The organism is Burkholderia sp. Bmkn7 (assembly GCF_041103175.1).
Lineage (GTDB): Bacteria > Pseudomonadota > Gammaproteobacteria > Burkholderiales > Burkholderiaceae > Burkholderia > Burkholderia cepacia.
On sequence record NZ_JBGCUH010000003.1, the window covers coordinates 3,379,652 to 3,400,818 of the forward strand.

Sequence of the window (21,167 nt, forward strand, 5' to 3'; positions counted from 1 at the left end):
GTGCACGGGCGTCGGCAAGCGCGTGGGCGCAATCTTGGGGAAATCTGTTCTGTTACCAGGCGCGCGGCTGTCCTTCATGGGGCCGGAGCGGGCGGCGATGCGCCCCTCCTGGCCGGCGACAGGGCCTGGCGGCACTCGATCATCGGCACGATCGCGCGCGGCGCGCATGCCGTTCCGCCGCGGGGCTGGCTGCGCGCGGCGTCGGCTTCAACGGTGCGATCCGAGGGTGCCTCTGCATCTTCCGAATCCTTGATTCAAAACGGAATTCTAACCCATGATCGGGCCACGCGTGACACGTCGGACAGGTCGTGGGGCTATCGCCGCGAGCCGCGCCAGGCCTGGCTCGGCGCGATTTCACGCGGCCATTCGCCGTCCGTCCGGTCGGTAACCACGCGGTTAAGCCGGCAAAAGAGGCCGCGCAACGTCGCCGATGCACCGCCTGCACGGCCCCGCGAGCGCGCACCCGGCATGCCGCTTGCATACGGGCGGACCCTTGGCGCTATCATTGACCTTTTACCGTCTGCTACCGCACTGCACGCGAGCGCCCATGGCATCCCACGATTACCTGAAGAAAATCCTCACCGCGCGCGTCTACGACGTCGCGATCGAGACGGAACTCGAATCCGCCCGCAACCTGTCCGCCCGGCTGCGCAACGCCGTCTACCTCAAGCGCGAGGACAACCAGCCGGTGTTCTCGTTCAAGCTGCGCGGCGCGTACAACAAGATGGCGCACATTCCGGCGGACGCGCTCGCGCGCGGCGTGATTACGGCATCGGCCGGCAACCACGCACAGGGTGTCGCGTTCTCGGCGGCCCGGATGGGCGTCAAGGCGGTGATCGTCGTGCCCGTCACGACGCCGCAGGTGAAGGTCGATGCGGTGCGCGCGCACGGCGGCCCGAGCGTCGAGGTGATCCAGGCCGGGGAGTCGTACAGCGACGCGTATGCACACGCGGTCAAGGTGCAGGAGGAGCGCGGCCTCACGTTCGTCCATCCGTTCGACGATCCGTACGTGATCGCCGGCCAGGGCACGATCGCGATGGAGATCCTGCGCCAGCACCAGGGCCCGATCCACGCGATCTTCGTGCCGATCGGCGGCGGCGGGCTCGCGTCCGGCGTCGCGGCCTACGTGAAGGCGGTGCGACCGGAGATCAAGGTGATCGGCGTGCAGGCCGAGGATTCGTGCGCGATGGCGCAGTCGCTCGACGCAGGCAAGCGCGTCGAGCTGAGCGAGGTCGGCCTGTTCGCGGACGGTACCGCCGTGAAGCTGGTCGGCGAGGAAACCTTCCGGCTCTGCAGCGAATACCTCGACGGCGTCCTGACGGTGAACACCGACGCGCTGTGCGCGGCGATCAAGGACGTCTTCCAGGACACGCGCAGCGTGCTCGAGCCGTCCGGCGCGCTCGCGGTCGCGGGCGCGAAGCTCTATGCGGAACGCGAAGCCATCGAGAACCAGACGCTCGTCGCGGTCACGTCCGGCGCGAACATGAACTTCGACCGGATGCGCTTCGTCGCCGAACGCGCGGAAGTGGGTGAAGCGCGCGAAGCCGTGTTCGCGGTCACGATCCCCGAGGAACGCGGCAGCTTCAAGCGGTTCTGCTCGCTCGTCGGCGACCGCAACGTCACCGAGTTCAACTACCGGATCGCCGATGCGCAGGCCGCGCACATCTTCGTCGGCGTGCAAATCAAGCGCCGCGGCGAATCGGCCGAGATCGCCGCGAACTTCGAATCGCACGGCTTCAAGTCCGTCGACCTGACGCACGACGAGCTGTCGAAGGAACACATCCGCTACATGGTGGGCGGCCGTTCGCCGCTCGCGCTCGACGAACGCCTGTTCCGCTTCGAATTCCCGGAACGGCCGGGCGCGCTGATGAAGTTCCTGTCGTCGATGGCGCCGGACTGGAACATCAGCCTGTTCCATTACCGCAACCAGGGCGCGGACTACAGCTCGATCCTCGTCGGGCTGCAGGTGCCGCAGGCCGACCGCGCCGAATTCGAACGCTTCCTCGCGGCACTCGGCTACCCGTATGTCGAGGAGAGCGCCAACCCGGCTTACCGCCTCTTCCTGTCGTAAAGGCGTCACGCATGAATCCCGAACATTCCCCGCTCGGCAAGGCCACCGTCTACGCGGCCCAGTACGACGCGTCGCTGCTGTTCCCGATCCCGCGCGCCGGCGCGCGCGAGCAGCTCGGCATCGCGTCGGCGCTGCCGTTCTTCGGCACCGACATCTGGAACGCCTACGAGCTGTCCTGGCTCAACGCGCGCGGCAAGCCGCAGATCGCGGTTGCGACCTTCTACGTGCCGGCCGAATCGCCGAACATCGTCGAATCGAAGTCGTTCAAGCTGTATCTCGGCTCGTTCGCGCAGACGAAATTCGACTCGATCGACGCGGTGCGCGACACGCTGAAGCGCGACGTGTCGGCCGCGTGCGGTGCGAGCGTCGCCGTGCAGCTCGTGTCGCCGCACGATTTCGGCAAGCTCGAAATGGACGAACTCGACGGGCTGTCGCTCGACCGGCTCGACCTCGACACCGACGTGTACGAACCCGATCCGTCGCTGCTGTCGGCGGCCGTCGACGAAGCGCCGGTCGAGGAGACGCTCGTGTCCGACCTCCTGCGCTCGAACTGCCCGGTCACCGGCCAGCCCGACTGGGGCAGCGTGCAGATTCACTACGTCGGGCCGCAGATCGACCACGCGGGCCTGCTGCGCTACATCATCTCGTTCCGCAACCACACGGGCTTTCACGAGCAGTGCGTCGAGCGGATCTTCCTCGACATCCTGCATGCGTGCAAACCGGTGAAGCTCGCGGTGTATGCGCGCTATACGCGCCGCGGCGGGCTCGACATCAACCCGTTCCGCACGAACTACAACCAGCCGATGCCGGACAACGCGCGCAACGCGCGGCAGTGACGGCGGCGGGTGGCCGCCGCGGTTTGCGGTTTGCGGTTTGCGGTTTGCGGTTTGCGGTTTGCGGTTTGCGGTTTGCGGTTTGCGGTTTGCCGTCTGCCTTTTGCCTTTTGCCGCCGGCGACGCGCGGCCGCCACCCCAAATACAACAGCCCGACCGGAATCAACCGGCCGGGCTGTTTTTCATTGCGCGGGAAACACGTGAATGCGCCGGACCCGTTCTGGAGCGGCTCGCTGTTGCGGCGTTACTTCGCCGGCGCCTTGTACGCGATGCAGTCGACCTCGACCTTACAGTCGATGACCATGCTCGACTGCACGCACGCGCGTGCCGGCGGATGCTCGCCGAAGTACGACACGAACACCTTGTTGAACGACGCGAAATCGCGTGCGTCGTCGAGCCACACGCCGCAGCGCACGACGTGCTAGAGACGGCAGCCGGCTTCCCTCAGAAAATGACGGGTACCGGCGGGCGTTTTGGGTCCGCCATCGATCCCGATCCCGTTCATTGAATTCGGATCGACCCGCGTGGAAAACCGGCCTTTCACGGCAGTGCGGTCAATCGAGCGGCGTCCCATGCTCTGTCGCTGGCCGCACGATGCAGCATCGCGAGCGTAATCGGTTCCCGCTTGAAGTCGTGCGGCTTTCGAAGTACCCATCGCCGAAATAGCGAGTAAAGCAGCCCCTCGCCTTCCATCAGAAAATATCGGTGGAAATCGAAATCGCCCGTATCGACGGCGAAGCGTTCAAAAAAATGGCCCATGAAATCGTTGGCTTCGTCTCCGGTTTGGCCCAGATCTTCCCAGAGCCGCGTGCTGGCAAAGAGCGGCTTCGATTGGCCGAGCCCCGCCTCCGACCTGACAAAAGCTTCGATCTCGTCCCAACTCACGTTTTCCATTAGAACACCTTATCCTCCGGTTTAACGCAGTTGTTGTATCTGATGACGGTGCCGCTTACGATCCGGAACACGTCGCGCGCAAGCAGCGCCCAGCCCAAGCCTGGAACCGCACGCCCGACGAATACGCTCAGCTTCCCGGTCAAAATGATCCGGAACGACTTGATGCTTTGAAGCGTCACGGTTGGCAATATCCTCCTGTTGAGCTGATAGCGAAAGATCGAACGGGCCATCACGGATGCAATAGATGTCCCTTTCGTCGCACCGCCAAATTTTTGTCGGGTCGGCAAAATGGGCCATCCGGTCAAAATCAGGATCACGGCTTCGACATCGTCAATCCCGACCTGCGCGCACGTCTCCTCAACTGCGATAAAGAAGAAAAGCTCGGCGGGCGTGAGATCCGCGTGAACGCCATAGCGGTATGTATTGGTCGCCATGAATCGACTTCATGAATTCGTTGATCGGAATGGTGACCATACCGAGCAATTCACTTCATTGGCTCTATCGAGATTCATCGACGCCACGTGCATATTGCACGCCCATCACTGCCGCCGCCCGCCAGGCGCGGCATATCGTGCCGCCCTGCCATCGAAAGAGTTTCATTCAAAGTGTCAAGGTTCGATACCGCCCGCATCCACCGCAGCCGGACTCCCACTCGAATGATCTCGACTCCCCCAAGACGGGCACGCATGCTGCCAGCCGCCTGAGACTCATTGACTCCGCATAACGCAAGAAGGCCGGCGCATGCTATCGCGCCGGCCTTCTTACACAAGACTTGTCGCCCGCCGTGTTACTTCGCCGGTGCCTTGTACGCGATGCAGTCGACCTCGACCTTGCAGTCGATGACCATGCTCGACTGCACGCACGCGCGTGCCGGCGGATGCTCGCCGAAGTACGACACGAACACCTTGTTGAACGACGCGAAATCGCGTGCGTCGTCGAGCCACACACCGCAGCGCACGACGTGCTCGAGGCCGTAGCCGGCTTCCTTCAGGATCGCGATCACGTTCTCGATCGTCTGCTTCGACTGCGTGACGATCCCGCCTTCGACGACCTCGCCGTTCACCATCGGCGTCTGGCCCGACACGTACAGCCAGCCGTCGGCCTCGACCGCGCGTGCGAACGGCATCACCTGGCCGCCCGTCCCCTTCGCTTCGCCTACGCCATATCGCTTCATCGTTTCACTCCTTGTTTGTCGACCGCCTCGACGCTTCAGCGCCGGCGCCGGTCCCATGCAACGCACGGTTGCGGATGCGCGCGCCGACGATGGCGCGCGCGGCAGATCGGAACAACAACCGCGTTCAGAACGCGGTGTCGGCACTCGCCGGCACGCGCTCGCCGCGTGCGACGAAGCCGCCGGCGCGCTCGCCGGTCGGCTGGCCGTTTTCGTAGGTCAGCACGCCGTTCACCCACACGGCGTCGATTCCGTGCGCGGGCTGCTGCGGCTTCTCGAACGTCGCGGCGTCGATCACGCGCGCCGGGTCGAACAGCACGAGGTCGGCGTGGTAGCCCACATGCACCTCGCCGCGCCGCGCGATGCCGTAGCGGCGCGCGGACAGCGACGTCATCTTGCGGATCGCCTCCTCGAGCGGCAGCAGGTTCGTGTCGCGCACGTAATGGCCGAGCACGCGCGGAAACGCGCCCCACAGTCGCGGGTGCGGCAGCGGATCGTTCGGCAGGCCGTCGGAGCCCACCATCGTCGCCGGGTGCGACAGGATCCGGCGCACGTCCTCTTCGGACATGTTGTGGTACACGGCGCCCGCCGGGCGGATGCGCTGCGCGGCTTCCTGCTCGGTCACGCCCCAGTCGGCCGCGATCGCCTTCAGCAGCTTGCCCGCCACTTCCGGGTGCGGCTCCGACCAGGTGATCGTGATGTCGATGTCGCCCGTCACCTGCTTCAGGTCGAGCGTCGACGAGCTGCGGCTGTACGGATAGCAGTCGCAGCCGACCGGCTGGTAGCGGCGCGCGCCTTCGAGCGACGCGAGCACTTCGGTGCTGCGCCCCCAGTTCGACGGGCCCGCGCACTTCAGGTGCGAGATCACGACCGGCACGCGCGCATGGCGGCCGACCTGGTACGCCTCTTCCATCGCATCGAGGATCGCGTCGAATTCGGTGCGCATGTGCGTCGTGTACAACGCGCCGGCATTCGCGAGCGGCTCGGCGAGCGCCATCACCTCTTCGGTCGGTGCCGCGAACGCGGAGCCGTATGCGAGGCCCGACGACAGGCCGAGCGCGCCGTTCGCGAGCGCCTCCTCGAGCTGCGCGCGCATCCCGGCGATCTCGCCGTCGGTCGCCGCGCGGTCGAGGCGGTCCATCTGGTTGTTGCGCAGCGCCGTGTGGCCGACGAGCGCCGCGACGTTCACGGCCGGACGCGCATCGTTCACGGCCGCGACGTAGTCGGCGAAGGTCGGGTACTGGAACGCGCCGCGCTCGCCGAGCAGGTTCATCGGATCGGGCGGATCGCCCGCGAGCGTCACCGGCGACGCGCTGATCCCGCAGTTGCCGACGATCACGGTCGTCACGCCCTGCGAGATCTTCGGCACCATCTGCGGCGCGCGGATCACGTGCGTGTCGTCGTGCGTGTGCACGTCGACGAAGCCCGGCGCGAGCGCGCGGCCGTTCGCATCGACGACGGTTTCGGCGAGCCAGTTCGACAGGTTGCCGATCGCCGCGATCACGCCGTTGCGGATCGCGACGTCGCGCGTGACGGGCGGCGCGCCGGTACCGTCGTAAAGCTGCGCGCCGACGATCAGCGTATCGGCGGCTTCGGGATGCGAATGCATGGTCAGTCTCCTACCGGTTGACGGTCTCCGCCGCCGCGGTGCGCATCGAGCGCGTGCTTGATGCGACGCAGCGATTCCCGGCCCGCATCGCCGAGCCGCAACGCGACTCCGGTGACGAGCACGTCGATCGCCATCATCATCGCGTAGCGCGATGTCGACGGCTTGTAAATGAAATCGGTTTCGAACGCGACGACCGGGATCAGGTGGTCGGCCAGCTTCGCAAGCGGCGAGGCCGGCGCGGTGATCGCGATCAGCTTCGCGCCGTAGCGCTTCGCGAGCCGGCAGCTCTCGAGCAGCTCGGGCACGCGCCCGCTCACCGACAGCGCGACGACGACGGTGTCGCGCGACAGCGTCGCGGCCACCATCCGCTGCAGCACGCTGTCCTGGTAGCTCGCGACCGGCCGGCCGAAGCGCACGAGCCGGAAACGCAGCTCGTCGGCGAGCGCGGTCGAGCCGCCGCCCTGCCCGTACACATAGGTCATCTTCGCGCCGGCGAGCAGGTCGGCGGCTTCCTCGAACGACGTATTGCGCAGCAACTGGTGGTTGTGCGCGAGCGCCACGCGGATCTCGTCGTAGACCATCGACGCGGGGCTCGTATCGTCGGCCGGCGCGTCGTCGGACGGCACGAGAAAGCGCTGGCCGACCGCCGCCGCCTGCGCGACCAGCACCTTCAGTTCGCGCACGTCGCGGCAGCCGACGGCCTTCGCGAAACGCGTGACCGTCGCGACACTGACCTCCGCGTCGCGCGCGAGCGCGCCGATGCTCGCATGTGCGGCGCGCGCGAGATCGGCGAGGATGAACGCGGCGACCTTGCGCTCGGCTTCGCGCAGCTCGGGCGCGCATTCGGCGATCCGCGCGACGATGTCGAGGACCGGCGGGGCGGCCGGTGCCGGATAGGGCTCGGCCGCGTGCGAAGCGGACGGGTTGGCGGGCGTATTCATCTGCGGAAAAGGGTGCGAAGCTCGATGTTACTAAATAACATCACCGCGCAGATGCTACTTTCTGTACCATCTGCGTGTCAACTTCAGTGCAATGCATAGTGATGATGGAGCGGGATGACATGAAAGTTACAAACTATCAGGAAGCGACGATCGATCCGTTCGGCAAGGGCCTCGGCAATCTGCCGAGCGCGAGCGTGCCGCTCGGCGACGCGGGCCGCCTCGAGTGGAACCTGCTCGCGGAAGACGTCAGCCTGCCGGCCGCCGTGCTTTACGAGGATCGCATCGAACACAACCTGAACTGGATGCAGGCATTCGTCCAGAAGTACGGCGTCAAGTTTGCGCCGCACGGCAAGACGACGATGGCGCCGCAACTGTTCCGCCGCCAGCTCGACGCCGGCGCGTGGGGCATCACGCTCGCGACCGCGCACCAGACGCAGGCCGCGTATCACGGCGGCGTGCGGCGCGTGCTGCTCGCGAACCAGCTGGTCGGCCGCCAGAACATGACGATCATCGCGGGGCTGCTGTCCGATCCCGACTTCGAATTCTTCTGCCTCGTCGATTCCGCGGAGAGCGTCGACCAGCTCGGCCGCTTCTTCGGCGCGCTGAAGAAGCCGCTGAACGTGCTGCTCGAGCTCGGCGTGCCGGGCGGCCGCGCGGGTGTGCGCGATGCCGCGCAGCGCGAGGCCGTGCTCGCCGCGATCGCGCGCTATCCGGACACGCTGAAGCTGGCCGGCATCGAACTCTACGAAGGCGTGCTGAAGGAGGAAGGCGAGATCCGCACGTTCCTGCAGGAAGCGGTCGCGCTCACGCGCGAACTGGCCGAGGCCCGCCGCTTCGCGCGTACGCCGGCGATCCTGTCCGGCGCCGGTTCGGCGTGGTACGACGTGGTCGCGGAAGAATTCGCGAAGGCGTCCGACGCGGGCTTCGCGGAAGTCGTGCTGCGTCCGGGCTGCTACCTGACGCACGATGTCGGCATCTACAAGAAGGCGCAGACCGACGTGTTCGCGCGCAACCCGATCGCACGCACGATGGGCGAAGGGCTGCTGCCCGCGCTGCAGTTGTGGGCCTACGTGCAGTCGGTGCCCGAGGCCGACCGGGCGATCGTCGCGCTCGGCAAGCGCGACGCGGCGTTCGACGCGGGGCTGCCGGAGCCGGCGCGCCACTTCCGCCCGGGCCGCGACACCGCCCCGCGCGACGTCGCCGCCGCCGAAGGCTGGGCCGTCACCGGGATGATGGACCAGCACGCGTACCTGCAGATCCCGCCGGGCACGGACGTGAAGGTCGGCGACATGGTCGCGTTCGACATCTCGCACCCGTGCCTGACGTTCGACAAGTGGCGCCAGGTGCTCGTGCTCGATCCGCAGTTCCGCGTGACGGAAGTCGTCGAAACCTTCTTCTGACACACGTCGCGCGCACCGCCCCGCCGCGCGCGCGGGGCGGCCGTCACGCGCGCTTCAAGCGGCCGGAGTACACTGCGCTTTCGTCCTCGGGGCCCCGGGCGGGCATGGCATTCGTCTGCCGCGGCGGGCCCTCAACGCAGCTCCACTGGAGAAAGCCATGGCCGCGAAGAAGATCCTGTTCCTGACCGGCGATTTCGCCGAAGACTACGAAACGATGGTGCCGTTCCAGGCGCTGCAGGCGGTCGGCCACCACGTCGATGCAGTCTGCCCGGGCAAACGCGCGGGCGACAAGATCAAGACCGCGATCCACGATTTCGAAGGCGACCAGACCTACACCGAGAAGCCCGGCCACCAGTTCACGCTGAACGCGGCATTCGACGACGTCGACGCCTCGCGCTACGACGCGCTCGCGATCGCGGGCGGCCGTGCCCCCGAATACCTGCGACTCGATCCGAAGGTGATCTCGCTCGTGCGCGAGTTCGCCGAAGCCGGCAAGCCGATCGCCGCGATCTGCCACGCGGCGCAACTGCTCGCGGCCGCCGACGTGATCCGCGGCAAGCGCATCTCGGCCTACCCGGCCTGCGCGCCCGAGGTGAAGCTCGCGGGCGGCGAATATGCGGACATTCCGGTCGACGCGGCCGTGACCGACGCGCCGTTCGTCACCGCGCCCGCGTGGCCCGCGCATCCGGCCTGGCTCGCGCAGTTCCTCGCGCTGCTGGGCACGCGCATCGAGCTTTGAACCCGCAGGGAAGCGAAATGAGATGAAGTGCCGGGCCGGCGCGGCGCATTCACGCCGGCCCGCGCCGCCCTGCCCCGTGCTTCAACGCGCGGCCGGCGTCGAGCCGACGTCAGCGATCCGCGACTCCAGCATCGCCAGCGCGCCCGACAGCGCATTCAGCACGTCGTCCGGCAATTGCGCCATCGTCTGTTCGAGAAACGCCTTGCGGCGCGGCAGGCATGCGTCGAACGCGGCGCGGCCGGCGTCCGTCAGCGTCACGTTGGTCACGCGATTGTCGCGTGCGTCGGATTCGCGCTCGATCCAGCCGAGCGCGTCGAGCGACTTCAACTGGCGCGTGAGTGCGCCCGGATCGATGCGCAGCACTTCGACGAGCTTCTTCTGCGACGAATGGCCGCCCATCGTGTGCAACGCGACCATGATGCGCCAGCGCGGCATCGGTTGCCCGACGTGCGTCTCGAATGCGGTCATGAACGCGCGATACGTCCGTCCGAATTGCTGCAAGATCGCGACGCGGTCCTGTTCTTCCATGCGCTCAGTTCTACTCGTTCAATCGTTCAATCGTTCAATCGGCCGCGACATGCGGTTCGATCTTGCGCCGCAGCGCGATCGGCGGCACGCGGCGGCACTGCCACACCGACACCACGGCGACGACGGCCGCCATCGCGACACCCACGTGAATCGCGCCGACGAGCGATTCGCGGGCCGCTTCCAGCAGCAGCGCGCCATTATGCCCGGCACGGGTCAGCTCCGCGACAAGGCCGCCCTGCGCGGCGCGATCGATCAGGATCTGCGGATCGGCGAGCTGCGCGTGCCACTGCATCGCGTGATCGGCCGACAGCGCATCGCGCACGCCGCCCGAGTACATCTGGTTGACGAGCGTGCCGGTCAGCGCGGTGCCGATCATCCCGCCGACCATCCGCAGCGACTGCAGCAGCGCCGTGGCGATGCCGAGGTGCTCGCGGCCGGCCGTCTGCTGCGCGAATACGGTGAGGTTCGGCAGCACGAAGCCGAGCCCGATGCCGCCCGCGACCATCAGCGCCATCAGCAGCCATTTCGGCGTCGTGTGGGTCGACACGACGACGCCCGCGCAGGTGATCGCGAACAGCACGAAACCGACGTGCAGCATCGCATTCGGATTGCGGATGCGCGTGACGACACGGCCGTTCATGATGCTGCCGATCGTGATGAACACGACGAGCGGCGTGATCACGAGCCCCGCCTCCTTCGGCGACATCCCGAAGCCGCCCTGGAACAGCAGCGGCGCGTAGAACAGCAGCGAGAACATCGAGAAGCCGGCGAGGATCGCCAGCACGAAGAGCGCCGACAGCGCGCGGTTGCCGAACATGTCGAACGGCAGGATCGGCTGCGCGCAGCGCTTCTCCCAGTGCCACAGGCCGAAACCGGCCGCGACCGCGACGACGAGCAGCAGCGACGCCCAGCTCGCGACGCCGTACTTCGGCAGCCATTCGACGAACAGTTGCAGCGCGCCGAGCGACAGCGCGATCAGCAGCGCGCCCGGCCAGTCGAGCCGCATCTTGCGATCGTGCTCGACGTGGCGCAGGTGCGGCAGGTAACGCCACACGAACAGCAGCGACAGCAGGCCGATCGGCAGGTTCACGTAGAACACCGAGCGCCAGCCGAACGACTGGGTCAGCACGCCGCCGAGCGACGGGCCGACCGCGTTCGCGATGCCGAACGCGGAGCTCATCAGCACCTGCCAGCGCAACCGCACGACGGAATCGGGGAACAGGTCGGGAATGCACGCGAACGCGGTGCCGACCAGCATCCCGCCGCCGATCCCCTGCAGCCCGCGCGCGAGCACGAGCATCAGCATGTCGTTCGCCATCCCGCACAGCACGGACGCGCCGGTGAACACGACGATCGACACGATGACGAACGGCTTGCGCCCGTAATAGTCGCCGAGCCGGCCGAAGATCGGCACCGTGATCACGGAACTGAGCAGGTACGAGGTCGCGACCCACGCGTACAGGTCGAACCCCCGAAGCTCGGCGACGATGGTCGGCAACGCGGTGCCGACGACGGTCTGGTCGAGCGCGACGAGCATGGTGACGAACGAGATCCCGATCATCGCCAGCAGCGATTCGCGGAACGGCAGGACTTGCCCGCTCGAATGGTGGGCGGCTGTATGGACGGCCATTTTTTGTTGGCGCAACTTTTGACGAGTCAAACAATTTCGAAATTCTAGCATGCGGGAGTAATCTAGGCTGGCGACGGTCAAACCGTTCCAGACCGCCAAGGAGAAAGATGGAACCGATTTCAATTCCCCCCGCCACCACGCTGTCGCAGGACGATCGGGACGCGCTGTGGCGCGCGAAGCAGGTGCTGGAAAGCCCGTCGCTGACGATGAAGCTAACGGGCATGCTGGGCGCACCGGTCGAGAAAATGATCGCCCGGCTGCCGGATTTCGCGACCGGCAAGATCAACGACGCGACGCAGCTCGCGCTGCGCAAGTGCCTGAACATCGCGCTGCGCACGCTCGGCAAGCCGCCCGCGCCGGACGCCGAGCCCGACAAGCCGAGCAACCTGCTGCACAAGCTCGCGGTCGCGACGACCGGCGCGGCGGGCGGCGCGTTCGGCTTTCTCGCGCTGCCGGTCGAGCTGCCGGTGACGACGACGCTGATCTTCCGCTCCGTGTGCGACATCGCGCGCAGCGAGGGTGAAGACCTGGGCTCGGTCGATACGCAGCTGCAATGCCTGGCCGTGCTCGGCATGGGCGGCAACCCGGACAAGCAGGAAGAGGACGCCGATCTCGGTTATTTCGTGCTGCGCGGCGCGCTCGCGCAGGCGATCTCGAAGGCGTCGTCCGACATCACGACGAAGGGCATCGCCGCGCACAGCTCGGCGGCCGTGTTCAAGCTCGTGCAGACGGTGGCGTCGCGCTTCTCGGTGCAGGTGACCGAGCAGATGGCCGCGAAGTCGATTCCGGCGATCGGCGCCGTGCTCGGCGCGACCGTCAATACGCTGTTCATCGACCACTTCCAGCAGATGGCGCACGGCCACTTCACCGTCCGCCGGCTCGAGCGCAAGTACGGCCCGGCGGCCGTCAAGGCCGCCTATCAGGCAATCGACGTCTCGCCGGCGCGCTGAACCGCGCGCTCGACCGCGACGCGGCGCAGGAACGCGGCCGCGCGGTCGAGCGCGTCGCGTGCTTCCGGCACCATCGGCGCGTACAGCTGCCACACGTGCGGCATGTCCGGCCACACCTCGATCTCCACCGCCACCCCGGCGGCCTTCGCCTTCTCGGCGACGCGGCGCGAATCGTCGAGCAGCACCTCGGTGCTGCCGACCTGGATATACAGCGGCGGCAGGCCCGCGAAATCCGCATAGAGCGGCGACGCGTACGGATTCGTCCCCGGCTCGTCGCCGAGGTACAGCTTCGCGGCCTTCGGCAGCGCCGCGCCCGCGAACATCGGATCGGCGCCGTCGTTCGTACGCAGCGTGGCGCCGGTGGCGGCCAGGTCGGTCCATGGCGAGAACAGGATCGCGCCGGCCGGCAGCGGCTCGCCGCGATCACGCAGCGCGACGAGCGTCGCGAGCGCGAGGCCGCCGCCCGCCGAATCGCCGCCGAACACGATCGATTCGGGCGGCGTGCCGAGCGCCAGCAGCTGCCGGTACGCGGCCAGCGCGTCGTCGAGCGCGGCCGGGAAACGGTTTTCGGGCGCAAGCCGGTAGTCGAGCGAGAACGAGCGCACGCCCGCGCGCTTCGTCAGGCCGAACACCAGTGGCCGATGGGTCTTCGTCGAACAGAAGTAATAGCCGCCGCCATGGAAGTACAGCAGCGTGCGGCCCGGCCCGCGCCTCGCGCCCGCGTCGGTGCGTTCGAGCCATTCGCCGCGCAGCGGCGCGTCGCCCGCGCCGTAGCACTGGCGCAACCGGTAGCCCGACGGCGCGCGGCGCGGCACCATCATCCGCAAGTCGGTAAAGCGCCGTGCGCGGGCGGGATCGAGCACCTCGCGCGTGGTCTCGGGACGGAACTGCCTGCGCAGCAGCCAGCAGGCGAACTTGCTTTGCCAACTCATCGGACGCACTCCGTATTCGCAGTGTGACGATGGTACGTGCGATCGTTCCCGCACCGCTCGACAGGTGCCTCCATATCAAACGCCGGCGCTCAGTTCGCCGGCATCACCTGGCCGCGGATCTCGCCGGCCGGGTGCTCCTTCGTATGGACGTTGAAATACCACTTGCCGCCCATCAGGTCGGTGACCTGTGCGTCGGTGAGTGCCTTCGAACCCTTGATCGGGCTCGCCAGCTCGTCCTTTGGAATCGGCACCTGCACGCCCGCGTTCTGGCCGACCGGCGCGGGCCCGTGGAAATGCGCGGCGGTGGCCGGGCCGGTGAGGTGTTCGTAACGGACCGTCCACTGCAGCATGTGCGTTGCCGTGTCGTAGGTGGCCTCGACGTCGCCCGAGCCCTTGGTCGCCGTCGGGGGCACCTCGCTCGACGGCTGGAGATTGGCGGACAGGCGCACCGTTTCGGCGGCGGCGGTGCCGGCGGCCAGCACACCCGCGAGTAACGCGACCTGGAGCAAACGCAGCTTGAGCATGGACTCTCCTTGTACGACGTTGTACGCCGACCGAACGGCGGCGCCACACATGATGGTAGTCGATCGCCGCCGATCCGGGAGCCCGCCGAACGGCCATGCCGCAAAACGCCGCAGCGCGCTCGGCAGGCCAGTCTGCCTCAGGCTGGAAGGGACCTTTGCAGCCTGATGGCTGAATCCGCGTGCGGCCTTTCGCTACACTTCATCTCACAGTTGCTTGTTTCCTTCGTCCGAAGGAGTCTGCGAGTATTCACGCGGCCACCCGGCCGCGTTTTTTTTTGCCCGCCGCCGGATTCGGGACCTGCCGCATCGAGCCTCACGAAGCGATCACGCCGCCCCGCGTCACGCCCGATAACCGGGATCGATGCGATCGACGATACGCTGCAGTGCGTCGAACGCATCCTGCCCCGCGCCATGCTTCGGATCGAAATTCAGCGAATCGCGCACGCACCCTTCGAGCACGGGCGGCGCGATCGCCAGTGCGTCGCCGATCGCATGCGTGGCGACCTGCACCTCGCACGCGCGATTGAGCAGCCACATCAGCGAGAACGTCTGCGCGAGCGTCGCGCCGATCGTCACGGGCCCATGGTTGCGCAGCAGCAGCACGGGCCGCCCGCCCGCGCTCTCGACGATGCGCCGCCCCTCCTCCAGATGCACGGTGATGCCCTCGAAGTCGTGATACGCGACCTTCCCGTACAGCTGCGCCGAATAGAAATTCGAGAACGACAGCCCGTCGCGCGAACAGCACACGGCCATCGTCGGCGTCGTGTGCACGTGCATCACGCAGTGCGCATCGGGCAGCGCCGCATGGATCGCACCGTGGAACGTGAAGCCGGCCGGATTGATCGGCCAGTCGGAATGACCGATCACGTTGCCGTCGATGTCGATCTTCACGAGGTTCGACGCGCACACCTCGCGGTAATGGAGTCCGAACGGGTTGATCAGGAAGTGCCCGTCCTCGCCCGGCACGCGCAGCGAGATATGGTTGTAGATCAGCTCGGTCCAGCCGAGATGGTCGAAGATGCGGTAAGCCGCCGCGAGCTGCACGCGCGCCTGCCATTCGGCTTCGGAGAAACGGGCGGGACGCGTGAACGGCTGGTTCGGGACACGTTGCATGGGGGGGAACTCCGGTTGCGAATGTGCGCGGCACGCGTGGCGCCGGCCGGCGCACCACACTCGTTGCGCGCACAACCATATCACCTTTGCCCGCGCACCGGAAACGCGGGTTTAGCCGGAGCGCTTCCGTCCCCTAAAGCTGGTCGTCGACCGGCAGCAGCATGAAGACGCCGGTCATCAGGTTGCGCAGCAGCCCCGCGTGCGGATCGACGTGATAGACGGCGGGCTTGCCGTCGTCCGTGCCCGTCCATTCGAGTTCGGGCGTGCCGCCGCCCGCCGGCGTCACGAGGCTCACGCGGTAGCTTTCGTCCGGCTGCGCCGCGCGCGCGAAGATCTGCGCGACCTGCTCGGCGAGCGCCGGGCTATGGATCACCAGCGCCAGTTCGGTGTTCAGGTGCGCGGAACGCGGATCGAGGTTCATCGAGCCGATCACGAGGATCTTCCGGTCGATCACGTACGCCTTCGCGTGCAGGCTCGCGCGCGAACGCGACCCGAACAGGCGCGGACGCTGGCGACCCGGCTGCGCCTTGAACTCGTACAACTCGACGCCGTGCTGCAGCAGCGGCACGCGGTACGGCCCGTAGCCGGCCTGCACGGCGACCGCGTCGGTCGCGGCGAGCGAATTGGTCAGGATCGCGACGCGCACGCCGCGCGCGGTCGTGTCGCCGAGGATCTTCACGCCCGCGTCGTGCGGCACGAAATACGGCGAGAACGCGAGGAATTCCCGCTGCGCGCCGCGCGTCAGCTCGACGAGGCGCTGCATCGGCGGGCTCACGTACGCGTCGGTCGGCTGCGCGACCTTGTCGGGCGCGTCGACCTTGAACTCCGCCGGCGCCCACACGAGCCCGAGCTCGTCGCGCGCGATCTGCTGCGCGAGCGGCGTCGCGTTCAGCGGCTTCGCGTTGTACGGATCGGCATTCTTGCGCCAGTGGTCGCGCAGCTCGTCGCGCATCGCGTCGAGCTCCTTCGGATCGAACGACTGATGATTCAGCACGCGCAGCGGGTAGCTGCTCGCGCTCGACCAGTAGGTGTCGAAGCTCGCCGAGACGTCGTTCGTCACGGGCCCCGCGGCGAGCACGTCGAGATCGCGGAACTGCAGCGTCGGGCTCGCGCTGAAGTATTCGTCGCCGAGGTTGCGGCCGCCGACGATCGCGATCTGGTTGTCCGCGATCATCGCCTTGTTGTGCATCCGGCGCGTGAAGCTGTCGATGCGCGTGAAGAAGTTGGCCGTGCGCTCGACCATCCCCTGCGATGCGCCGAACGGGTTGAACACGCGGATCTCGATGTTCGGGTGCGTGTTCAGCGCGGCCATCACGCGATCGATGTCGCGGAAATTCAGGTCGTCGACCAGCATCCGCACGCGCACGCCGCGATCGGCCGCGTAGAGCGCCGCGGCGAGCAGCAGCTTGCCGGTCGTGTCCTCGGTCGCGATGTAGTACTGCATGTCGAGCGTCTTCGTCGCGGCGCGCGCGAGCGCGATGCGCATCTGCAACGCCTGCGCGCCGTCGGCCAGCAGCCGGAAACCCGACTGGCCCGGATGCGCGGCCTCGGGCGCGGCCAGCGCATCGCGCAACGGCGTCGCGGTATCGGGCGGCAACGCATGGGAGACCGGGCGATCGAGCGTGGTGGCGGGCGGATGCGTCGCGCACGCGGCGACGAGCGACAGGAGTACGCCGGCGGCCAGCGCGCGGGCCGGGCGGCATGCGGCGCGCCACGACAGCGCGGCCGGTGCGCGCCGGATCAGGGACGTGAACACGAAGACTTCCTCGACTGGCGGAACACAGGGCCCGCATGCGCCGCGGCGCGCGGCTGGCGCGCGGTTCCGGCCGATTCTAGTAGGCGCCCGATGAACCGGTCAATCGCGCGGGCGGCACCGACGGCCTCGAACCGCGGGCGTGCGCGCGCGTGCCGGGCATCGAGGCCCGCCGCACCGAAGGTGCCCGCCGGGCGGGCCTCGCACCGAAGTAGTCCGACCAATCTCAGGCCTCGTCGCCGCTGCGCTCGAAATGGCTGCGCACGTAGTCGATATGGGTCTGCATCGCAGTGCGCGCCTCTTCGGGCCGTTGCGCGCAGATCGCGTCGCACACGACGCGGTGCTGCAACAGCAGGAGTTCGGACGCGTGCTCGTCGTGCGTCGTCATGCCCGCCACGTTGATCGAGATGTGCTCACGCAGCATCCCGATCACGCTCGTATGCAGGTGCAGGAACATCGTGTTGTGCGACGCGAGCGCGATTGCCTCGTGCAGCTTCGCGTCGGTCGCGGCTTCGACGGCCGCCGCGCCGTTCGCGTGCGCGGTTTCGAGCTCGCGCAGCAGCGCACGGATCCGGCGCCGGTCGTGCGCGTCGGCGCGCAGCGCGGCGAAATACGCGGTCGCGCCTTCGAGCACGCGCCGAAACTCGAGGATGTCGTCGCGCAGCGCGGGGTGATCGGCGACCAGTTGCCCCCACGGCGACGCGATGCCGGCGCGCAACTGGTCCGTCACGTAGACGCCCGCGCCGCGCCGGCTCTGCAGCAGCCCGCGCGCGACGAGCCGCTGGGTCGCCTCGCGCACCGTATTGCGCGCAACCCCGTACTGCTGCGCAAGCACGCGCTCGGCCGGCAGGCGTGCGCCGGCCGGCCATGTGCCGTCGAGCAGTGCCGTCTCGATCTTGCGCATCACCCCTTCGGTCCGGCCCCGTGCCGTCATCGCTGCCATCGTCGCGTCTCCCCGCTCAATGCGTGCCGCGCCGATTGGCCCAACCAATTTGAGCCGCAGCGCCGTCGCGGGAATTATGCAGCGAAATCGTCGTCCCGCATCCGCATGCCGGGCCGTCGCCACTGGAGCGAGACATGAACGAAAGGCAATACCCCGCCGCCGCCCCCGCGCACGTCTATCTGTTCGCGACCTGCCTGGTCGACCTGTTCGTCCCCGAAGCCGGGCTCGACGCGGTCCGCCTGCTGGAACGCGAAGGCCTGACCGTCCACTATCCGCGCGGCCAGAGCTGCTGCGGGCAGCCGGCCTACAGCAGCGGCAATCCCGACGAAGCGCGCCGGGTCGCAGCCGCGCAGCTCGACCTGTTCGCGCAAGCGTGGCCCGTGATCGTGCCCTCCGGCTCGTGCGCGGGGATGATCCGCCACCATTGGCCGGCGCTGTTCGCCGACGATCCCGTGTACGGCCCGCGAGCCCGCGCGATCGCGGAGCGGACCTATGAACTCGCCGAATTCCTCGTCCACGTGCTCGACGTGCGGCTCGACGCGGCGACGGCCGGCGCCGGGCCCGACGAACGCGTCGTGCTGCACACGTCGTGCGCGGCGCGGCGCGAGATGGGCACGCGCGGGCACGGCGTCGCGCTCGTCGACGCACTGCCGGGCGTGACGCGCGTCGAACACGAACGCGAATCCGAATGCTGCGGCTTCGGCGGCACGTTCTCGCTGAAGCATCCCGACATCTCCGGCGCGATGGTGCGCGACAAGGTCGCGTCGGCCTGCGCGACGGGCTGCGACCGGCTCGTGTCCGCCGACTGCGGTTGCCTGCTGAACATCGGCCACGCGGCGGCCAAGGCCGGCGCGGCGCTGCCGGTCGAGCACCTCGCGAGCTTCCTGTGGCGGCGCACGGCAAGCGCCGCGTCGCTGCGCGGAGACCAGCCGTGAGCGCGCGCGACGCGATCCTCGCGCGGCTGCGCGCCGCCGCGCCGGGCGTCGCCGCCCCGTCCGGCCGCGCGCTCGACGCACGCATCGACACGCATTACGACACGCGCCGCTCGCAGGCCGGGACGGCGCACGATCCGCACACGCTCGCCCGCACGATGCAGGCCGCGCTCACCGCGTCGCACGCGGACGTCTGGTGCGCGACCGGCGACGCATGGCCCGCGCAGCTCGCCGCGCGGCTCGCCGAAGCCGGCGTGCGCCGGCTGCTGCTCGATCCGGCCCGCGCCGAATCCGCTGCACTCGCCCGCGCGCTGCCCGACACGGTTGCGCCTGTGCCGTTCGACCGGCCGATCGACGCGTGGAAGGCCGAGCTGTTCGACACGATCGACGCGGGCTTCACCGTCGCGCGTTCGGGCATCGCCGCCACCGGCACCGTCGTGCTCGCCCCCGATGCCGGCACGCCGCGCACGGTGTCGCTGGTGCCGCCGCTGCATGTCGCGCTCGTCCATGCGAGCACGCTGCATCCCGACCTGCACGCGGCCGTCCACGCGGAGCGCTGGCACGCCGGCATGCCGACCAACCTGGTGCTGGTGTCGGGCCCGTCGAAGACGTCCGACATCCAGCAGACGCTCGCCTATGGCGCACACGGCCCGCGCCGCCTGTGGGTCGTGATCGTCACCGATTCCGCCGCCCGGCCGGCTGCAACCGCCCGCGAGGACCTCCCGCAATGAGCGACCACACGCTGCAATTCGTCGCCCCCGGCGACTTCAAGGCCCGCGCGCGCGCCGCGCTCGACGATCCCGCATTGCGCCGGAGCTTTCGCGGCGCGATGGACTTCCTGCAGGGCAAGCGCGCGACGCAGTTCCCCGACGACGCCGAACTGCAGCAGCTGCGCGACCTCGGTGAAGCGGTGCGGCAACACGCGCTCGCGCAGTTGCCCGCGCTGCTCGAACGGCTGGAGACGAAGCTCACCGAAGCCGGCGTGCACGTGCACTGGGCCGAGACGGCCGCCGACGCGAACGCGATCGTGCTCGGCATCGCGCAGGCGAAGAAGGCGCGCCGCGTGATCAAGGGCAAGTCGATGGCGAGCGAGGAAATCGAGCTGAACCATTACCTCGCGGAGCACGGCGTCGACTGCATCGAATCCGACATGGGCGAGTTCATCGTGCAGCTCGCGGGCGAGAAGCCGTCGCATATCGTGATGCCGGCGATCCACAAGACGCGCGGCGACATCGCCGAACTGTTCGAGGCGCACATCCCCGGCACGCGCTACACGGAAGACGTCGACGAGCTGATCCAGACCGGCCGACGCGCCCTGCGGCGCGCGTTCGCCGAGGCGGACATCGGCCTGTCCGGCGTGAACTTCGCGGCGGCCGACACGGGCACGCTGTGGCTCGTCGAGAACGAAGGCAACGGCCGCCTGTCGACGACGGTGCCCGACACGCACGTCGCGATCATGGGGATCGAGAAGGTCGTCGAGAAACTCGAGCACGTCGTGCCCTTGTCGAGCCTGCTCACGCGCTCGGCCACCGGCCAGGCGATCACGACCTACTTCAACCTGATCTCGGGCCCGCGCCGCGACGGCGAACGCGACGGCCCGCGCGAGCTGCATCTCGTGCTGCTCGACAACGGCCGCACGCAGGCCTATGCGGACGAACAGCTGCGCGCGACGCTGCAGTGCATCCGCTGCGGCGCGTGCATGAACCACTGCCCCGTCTACACGCGCATCGGCGGCCACGCGTACGGCACGACCTATCCGGGCCCGATCGGCAAGATCATCTCGCCGCACCTGCTCGGCCTCGACGCGACGGCCGACCTGCCGACCGCGTCGACGCTGTGCGGCGCATGCGGCGAGGTGTGCCCGGTGCGGATCCCGATCCCGCAACTGCTCGTGCGGCTGCGTACCGAGGCGAACCGCAAGCCCGACGAACCCGTCGCGCATCCGCTGCGCGGCCAGGGCGCGAACTACACCCGCGCGGAAGACCTCGTGTGGCGCTTCTGGTCGGGCGCGTTCGCGCATCCGCGCGCGTACCGCGCGTTCCGCTGGACCGCGACGCGCCTGCGTGCGCTGACACCCGCGAAACAGATGGGCTGGACACAGCACCGCACGCCGCTCGAACCGGCACCGCGCAGCCTGTCCGACCTGCTGCGCGCACGCGGCCAGCCCGAGTAGCCCCCGCTTTACCCACCCATACCCATAGATA

Annotated in this window: 20 protein-coding genes and 1 pseudogene; 8 read left to right on the plus strand and 13 right to left on the minus strand. The window is 68.2% G+C overall.

Annotated elements, in window-relative coordinates; translation table 11 throughout:
* Positions 1–547: 547 nt before the first annotated feature.
* A complete protein-coding gene (gene ilvA, locus AB3K92_RS37295; protein WP_048026152.1) occupies positions 548–2,071 on the plus strand; it encodes a threonine ammonia-lyase, biosynthetic in 1,524 nt (507 codons plus the stop codon).
* An 11-nt stretch (positions 2,072–2,082) separates the two neighbouring features.
* Positions 2,083–2,907 carry an NADPH-dependent 7-cyano-7-deazaguanine reductase QueF gene (gene queF / locus AB3K92_RS37300; RefSeq protein ID WP_027789146.1) on the plus strand — a complete coding sequence of 275 codons (825 nt, stop codon included), beginning with the start codon at positions 2,083–2,085 and terminating at the stop codon, positions 2,905–2,907.
* Between the two features lie 241 nt (positions 2,908–3,148).
* Here queF and AB3K92_RS37305 read toward each other — a convergent pair.
* The 6 genes and pseudogenes from AB3K92_RS37305 to AB3K92_RS37330 all read right to left on the minus strand — a co-directional run.
* A pseudogene (locus tag AB3K92_RS37305) lies at positions 3,149–3,352 on the minus strand (RidA family protein); the annotation flags it as partial.
* A gap of 92 nt (positions 3,353–3,444) precedes the next feature.
* Positions 3,445–3,798 carry a DUF1493 family protein gene (locus tag AB3K92_RS37310; protein WP_059589713.1) on the minus strand — a complete coding sequence of 118 codons (354 nt, stop codon included), beginning with the start codon at positions 3,796–3,798 and terminating at the stop codon, positions 3,445–3,447.
* A complete protein-coding gene (locus AB3K92_RS37315) occupies positions 3,798–4,232 on the minus strand; it encodes an STM2901 family protein (protein ID WP_059708177.1) in 435 nt (144 codons plus the stop codon). Before AB3K92_RS37315 ends, AB3K92_RS37310 begins: the two co-directional genes overlap by 1 nt.
* 353 nt (positions 4,233–4,585) lie before the next feature.
* Positions 4,586–4,972 carry a RidA family protein gene (locus AB3K92_RS37320; protein WP_006751946.1) on the minus strand — a complete coding sequence of 129 codons (387 nt, stop codon included), beginning with the start codon at positions 4,970–4,972 and terminating at the stop codon, positions 4,586–4,588.
* A gap of 124 nt (positions 4,973–5,096) precedes the next feature.
* On the minus strand, positions 5,097–6,578 hold the full coding sequence (locus AB3K92_RS37325) for an amidohydrolase family protein (RefSeq protein ID WP_021161329.1): 1,482 nt from the start codon (positions 6,576–6,578) through the stop codon (positions 5,097–5,099).
* A gap of 2 nt (positions 6,579–6,580) precedes the next feature.
* Positions 6,581–7,519: a MurR/RpiR family transcriptional regulator gene (locus tag AB3K92_RS37330; protein ID WP_048023196.1), complete on the minus strand. Its 939-nt coding sequence runs from the start codon at positions 7,517–7,519 to the stop codon at positions 6,581–6,583.
* A 119-nt stretch (positions 7,520–7,638) separates the two neighbouring features.
* Here AB3K92_RS37330 and AB3K92_RS37335 point away from each other — a divergent pair, with 119 nt between their 5' ends.
* Both AB3K92_RS37335 and AB3K92_RS37340 read left to right on the plus strand, forming a co-directional pair.
* On the plus strand, positions 7,639–8,919 hold the full coding sequence (locus AB3K92_RS37335; RefSeq protein WP_369466796.1) for an amino acid deaminase: 1,281 nt from the start codon (positions 7,639–7,641) through the stop codon (positions 8,917–8,919).
* 157 nt (positions 8,920–9,076) lie between these two features.
* Positions 9,077–9,658 carry a DJ-1/PfpI family protein gene (locus AB3K92_RS37340; RefSeq protein WP_021161332.1) on the plus strand — a complete coding sequence of 194 codons (582 nt, stop codon included), beginning with the start codon at positions 9,077–9,079 and terminating at the stop codon, positions 9,656–9,658.
* A gap of 81 nt (positions 9,659–9,739) precedes the next feature.
* Here AB3K92_RS37340 and AB3K92_RS37345 read toward each other — a convergent pair whose 3' ends face one another.
* Entirely contained in the window at positions 9,740–10,186 is a 447-nt protein-coding gene (locus tag AB3K92_RS37345) for a MarR family winged helix-turn-helix transcriptional regulator (protein ID WP_021161333.1), read from the minus strand.
* A gap of 34 nt (positions 10,187–10,220) precedes the next feature.
* A complete protein-coding gene (locus AB3K92_RS37350) occupies positions 10,221–11,816 on the minus strand; it encodes an MDR family MFS transporter (RefSeq protein WP_021161334.1) in 1,596 nt (531 codons plus the stop codon).
* 107 nt (positions 11,817–11,923) lie between these two features.
* Between AB3K92_RS37350 and AB3K92_RS37355 the strand changes: the two genes are divergently transcribed.
* On the plus strand, positions 11,924–12,766 hold the full coding sequence (locus AB3K92_RS37355; protein ID WP_021161335.1) for an EcsC family protein: 843 nt from the start codon (positions 11,924–11,926) through the stop codon (positions 12,764–12,766).
* Here AB3K92_RS37355 and AB3K92_RS37360 read toward each other — a convergent pair.
* From AB3K92_RS37360 to AB3K92_RS37380, 5 genes are all read right to left on the minus strand, one after another.
* On the minus strand, positions 12,736–13,698 hold the full coding sequence (locus AB3K92_RS37360) for an alpha/beta hydrolase (RefSeq protein ID WP_059485367.1): 963 nt from the start codon (positions 13,696–13,698) through the stop codon (positions 12,736–12,738). The two genes, AB3K92_RS37355 and AB3K92_RS37360, sit on opposite strands and share 31 nt — an antisense overlap.
* A gap of 89 nt (positions 13,699–13,787) precedes the next feature.
* Positions 13,788–14,222, minus strand: a complete 435-nt coding sequence (locus AB3K92_RS37365) for a CHRD domain-containing protein (protein ID WP_021161337.1) — start codon at positions 14,220–14,222, stop codon at positions 13,788–13,790.
* A 339-nt stretch (positions 14,223–14,561) separates the two neighbouring features.
* On the minus strand, positions 14,562–15,335 hold the full coding sequence (locus tag AB3K92_RS37370; RefSeq protein ID WP_369466797.1) for a class II aldolase/adducin family protein: 774 nt from the start codon (positions 15,333–15,335) through the stop codon (positions 14,562–14,564).
* Between the two features lie 133 nt (positions 15,336–15,468).
* Positions 15,469–17,091 carry a phospholipase D family protein gene (locus AB3K92_RS37375; protein ID WP_059674673.1) on the minus strand — a complete coding sequence of 541 codons (1,623 nt, stop codon included), beginning with the start codon at positions 17,089–17,091 and terminating at the stop codon, positions 15,469–15,471.
* Between the two features lie 223 nt (positions 17,092–17,314).
* Complete coding sequence (locus tag AB3K92_RS37380; protein WP_027789137.1) at positions 17,315–18,031, minus strand: FadR/GntR family transcriptional regulator; 717 nt, start codon at positions 18,029–18,031, stop codon at positions 17,315–17,317.
* A 134-nt stretch (positions 18,032–18,165) separates the two neighbouring features.
* Here AB3K92_RS37380 and AB3K92_RS37385 point away from each other — a divergent pair, with 134 nt between their 5' ends.
* From AB3K92_RS37385 to AB3K92_RS37395, 3 genes are read left to right on the plus strand one after another with little or no spacing between them, the layout of a single operon-like run.
* A complete protein-coding gene (locus AB3K92_RS37385; protein WP_048023188.1) occupies positions 18,166–18,966 on the plus strand; it encodes a (Fe-S)-binding protein in 801 nt (266 codons plus the stop codon).
* Positions 18,963–19,694 (plus strand): lactate utilization protein C, encoded by a 732-nt coding sequence (locus AB3K92_RS37390; RefSeq protein ID WP_060233681.1) that lies wholly within the window; start codon positions 18,963–18,965, stop codon positions 19,692–19,694. Before AB3K92_RS37385 ends, AB3K92_RS37390 begins: the two co-directional genes overlap by 4 nt.
* Positions 19,691–21,136 carry a LutB/LldF family L-lactate oxidation iron-sulfur protein gene (locus AB3K92_RS37395; RefSeq protein WP_369466799.1) on the plus strand — a complete coding sequence of 482 codons (1,446 nt, stop codon included), beginning with the start codon at positions 19,691–19,693 and terminating at the stop codon, positions 21,134–21,136. Before AB3K92_RS37390 ends, AB3K92_RS37395 begins: the two co-directional genes overlap by 4 nt.
* The last annotated feature ends 31 nt before the right edge of the window (positions 21,137–21,167 follow it).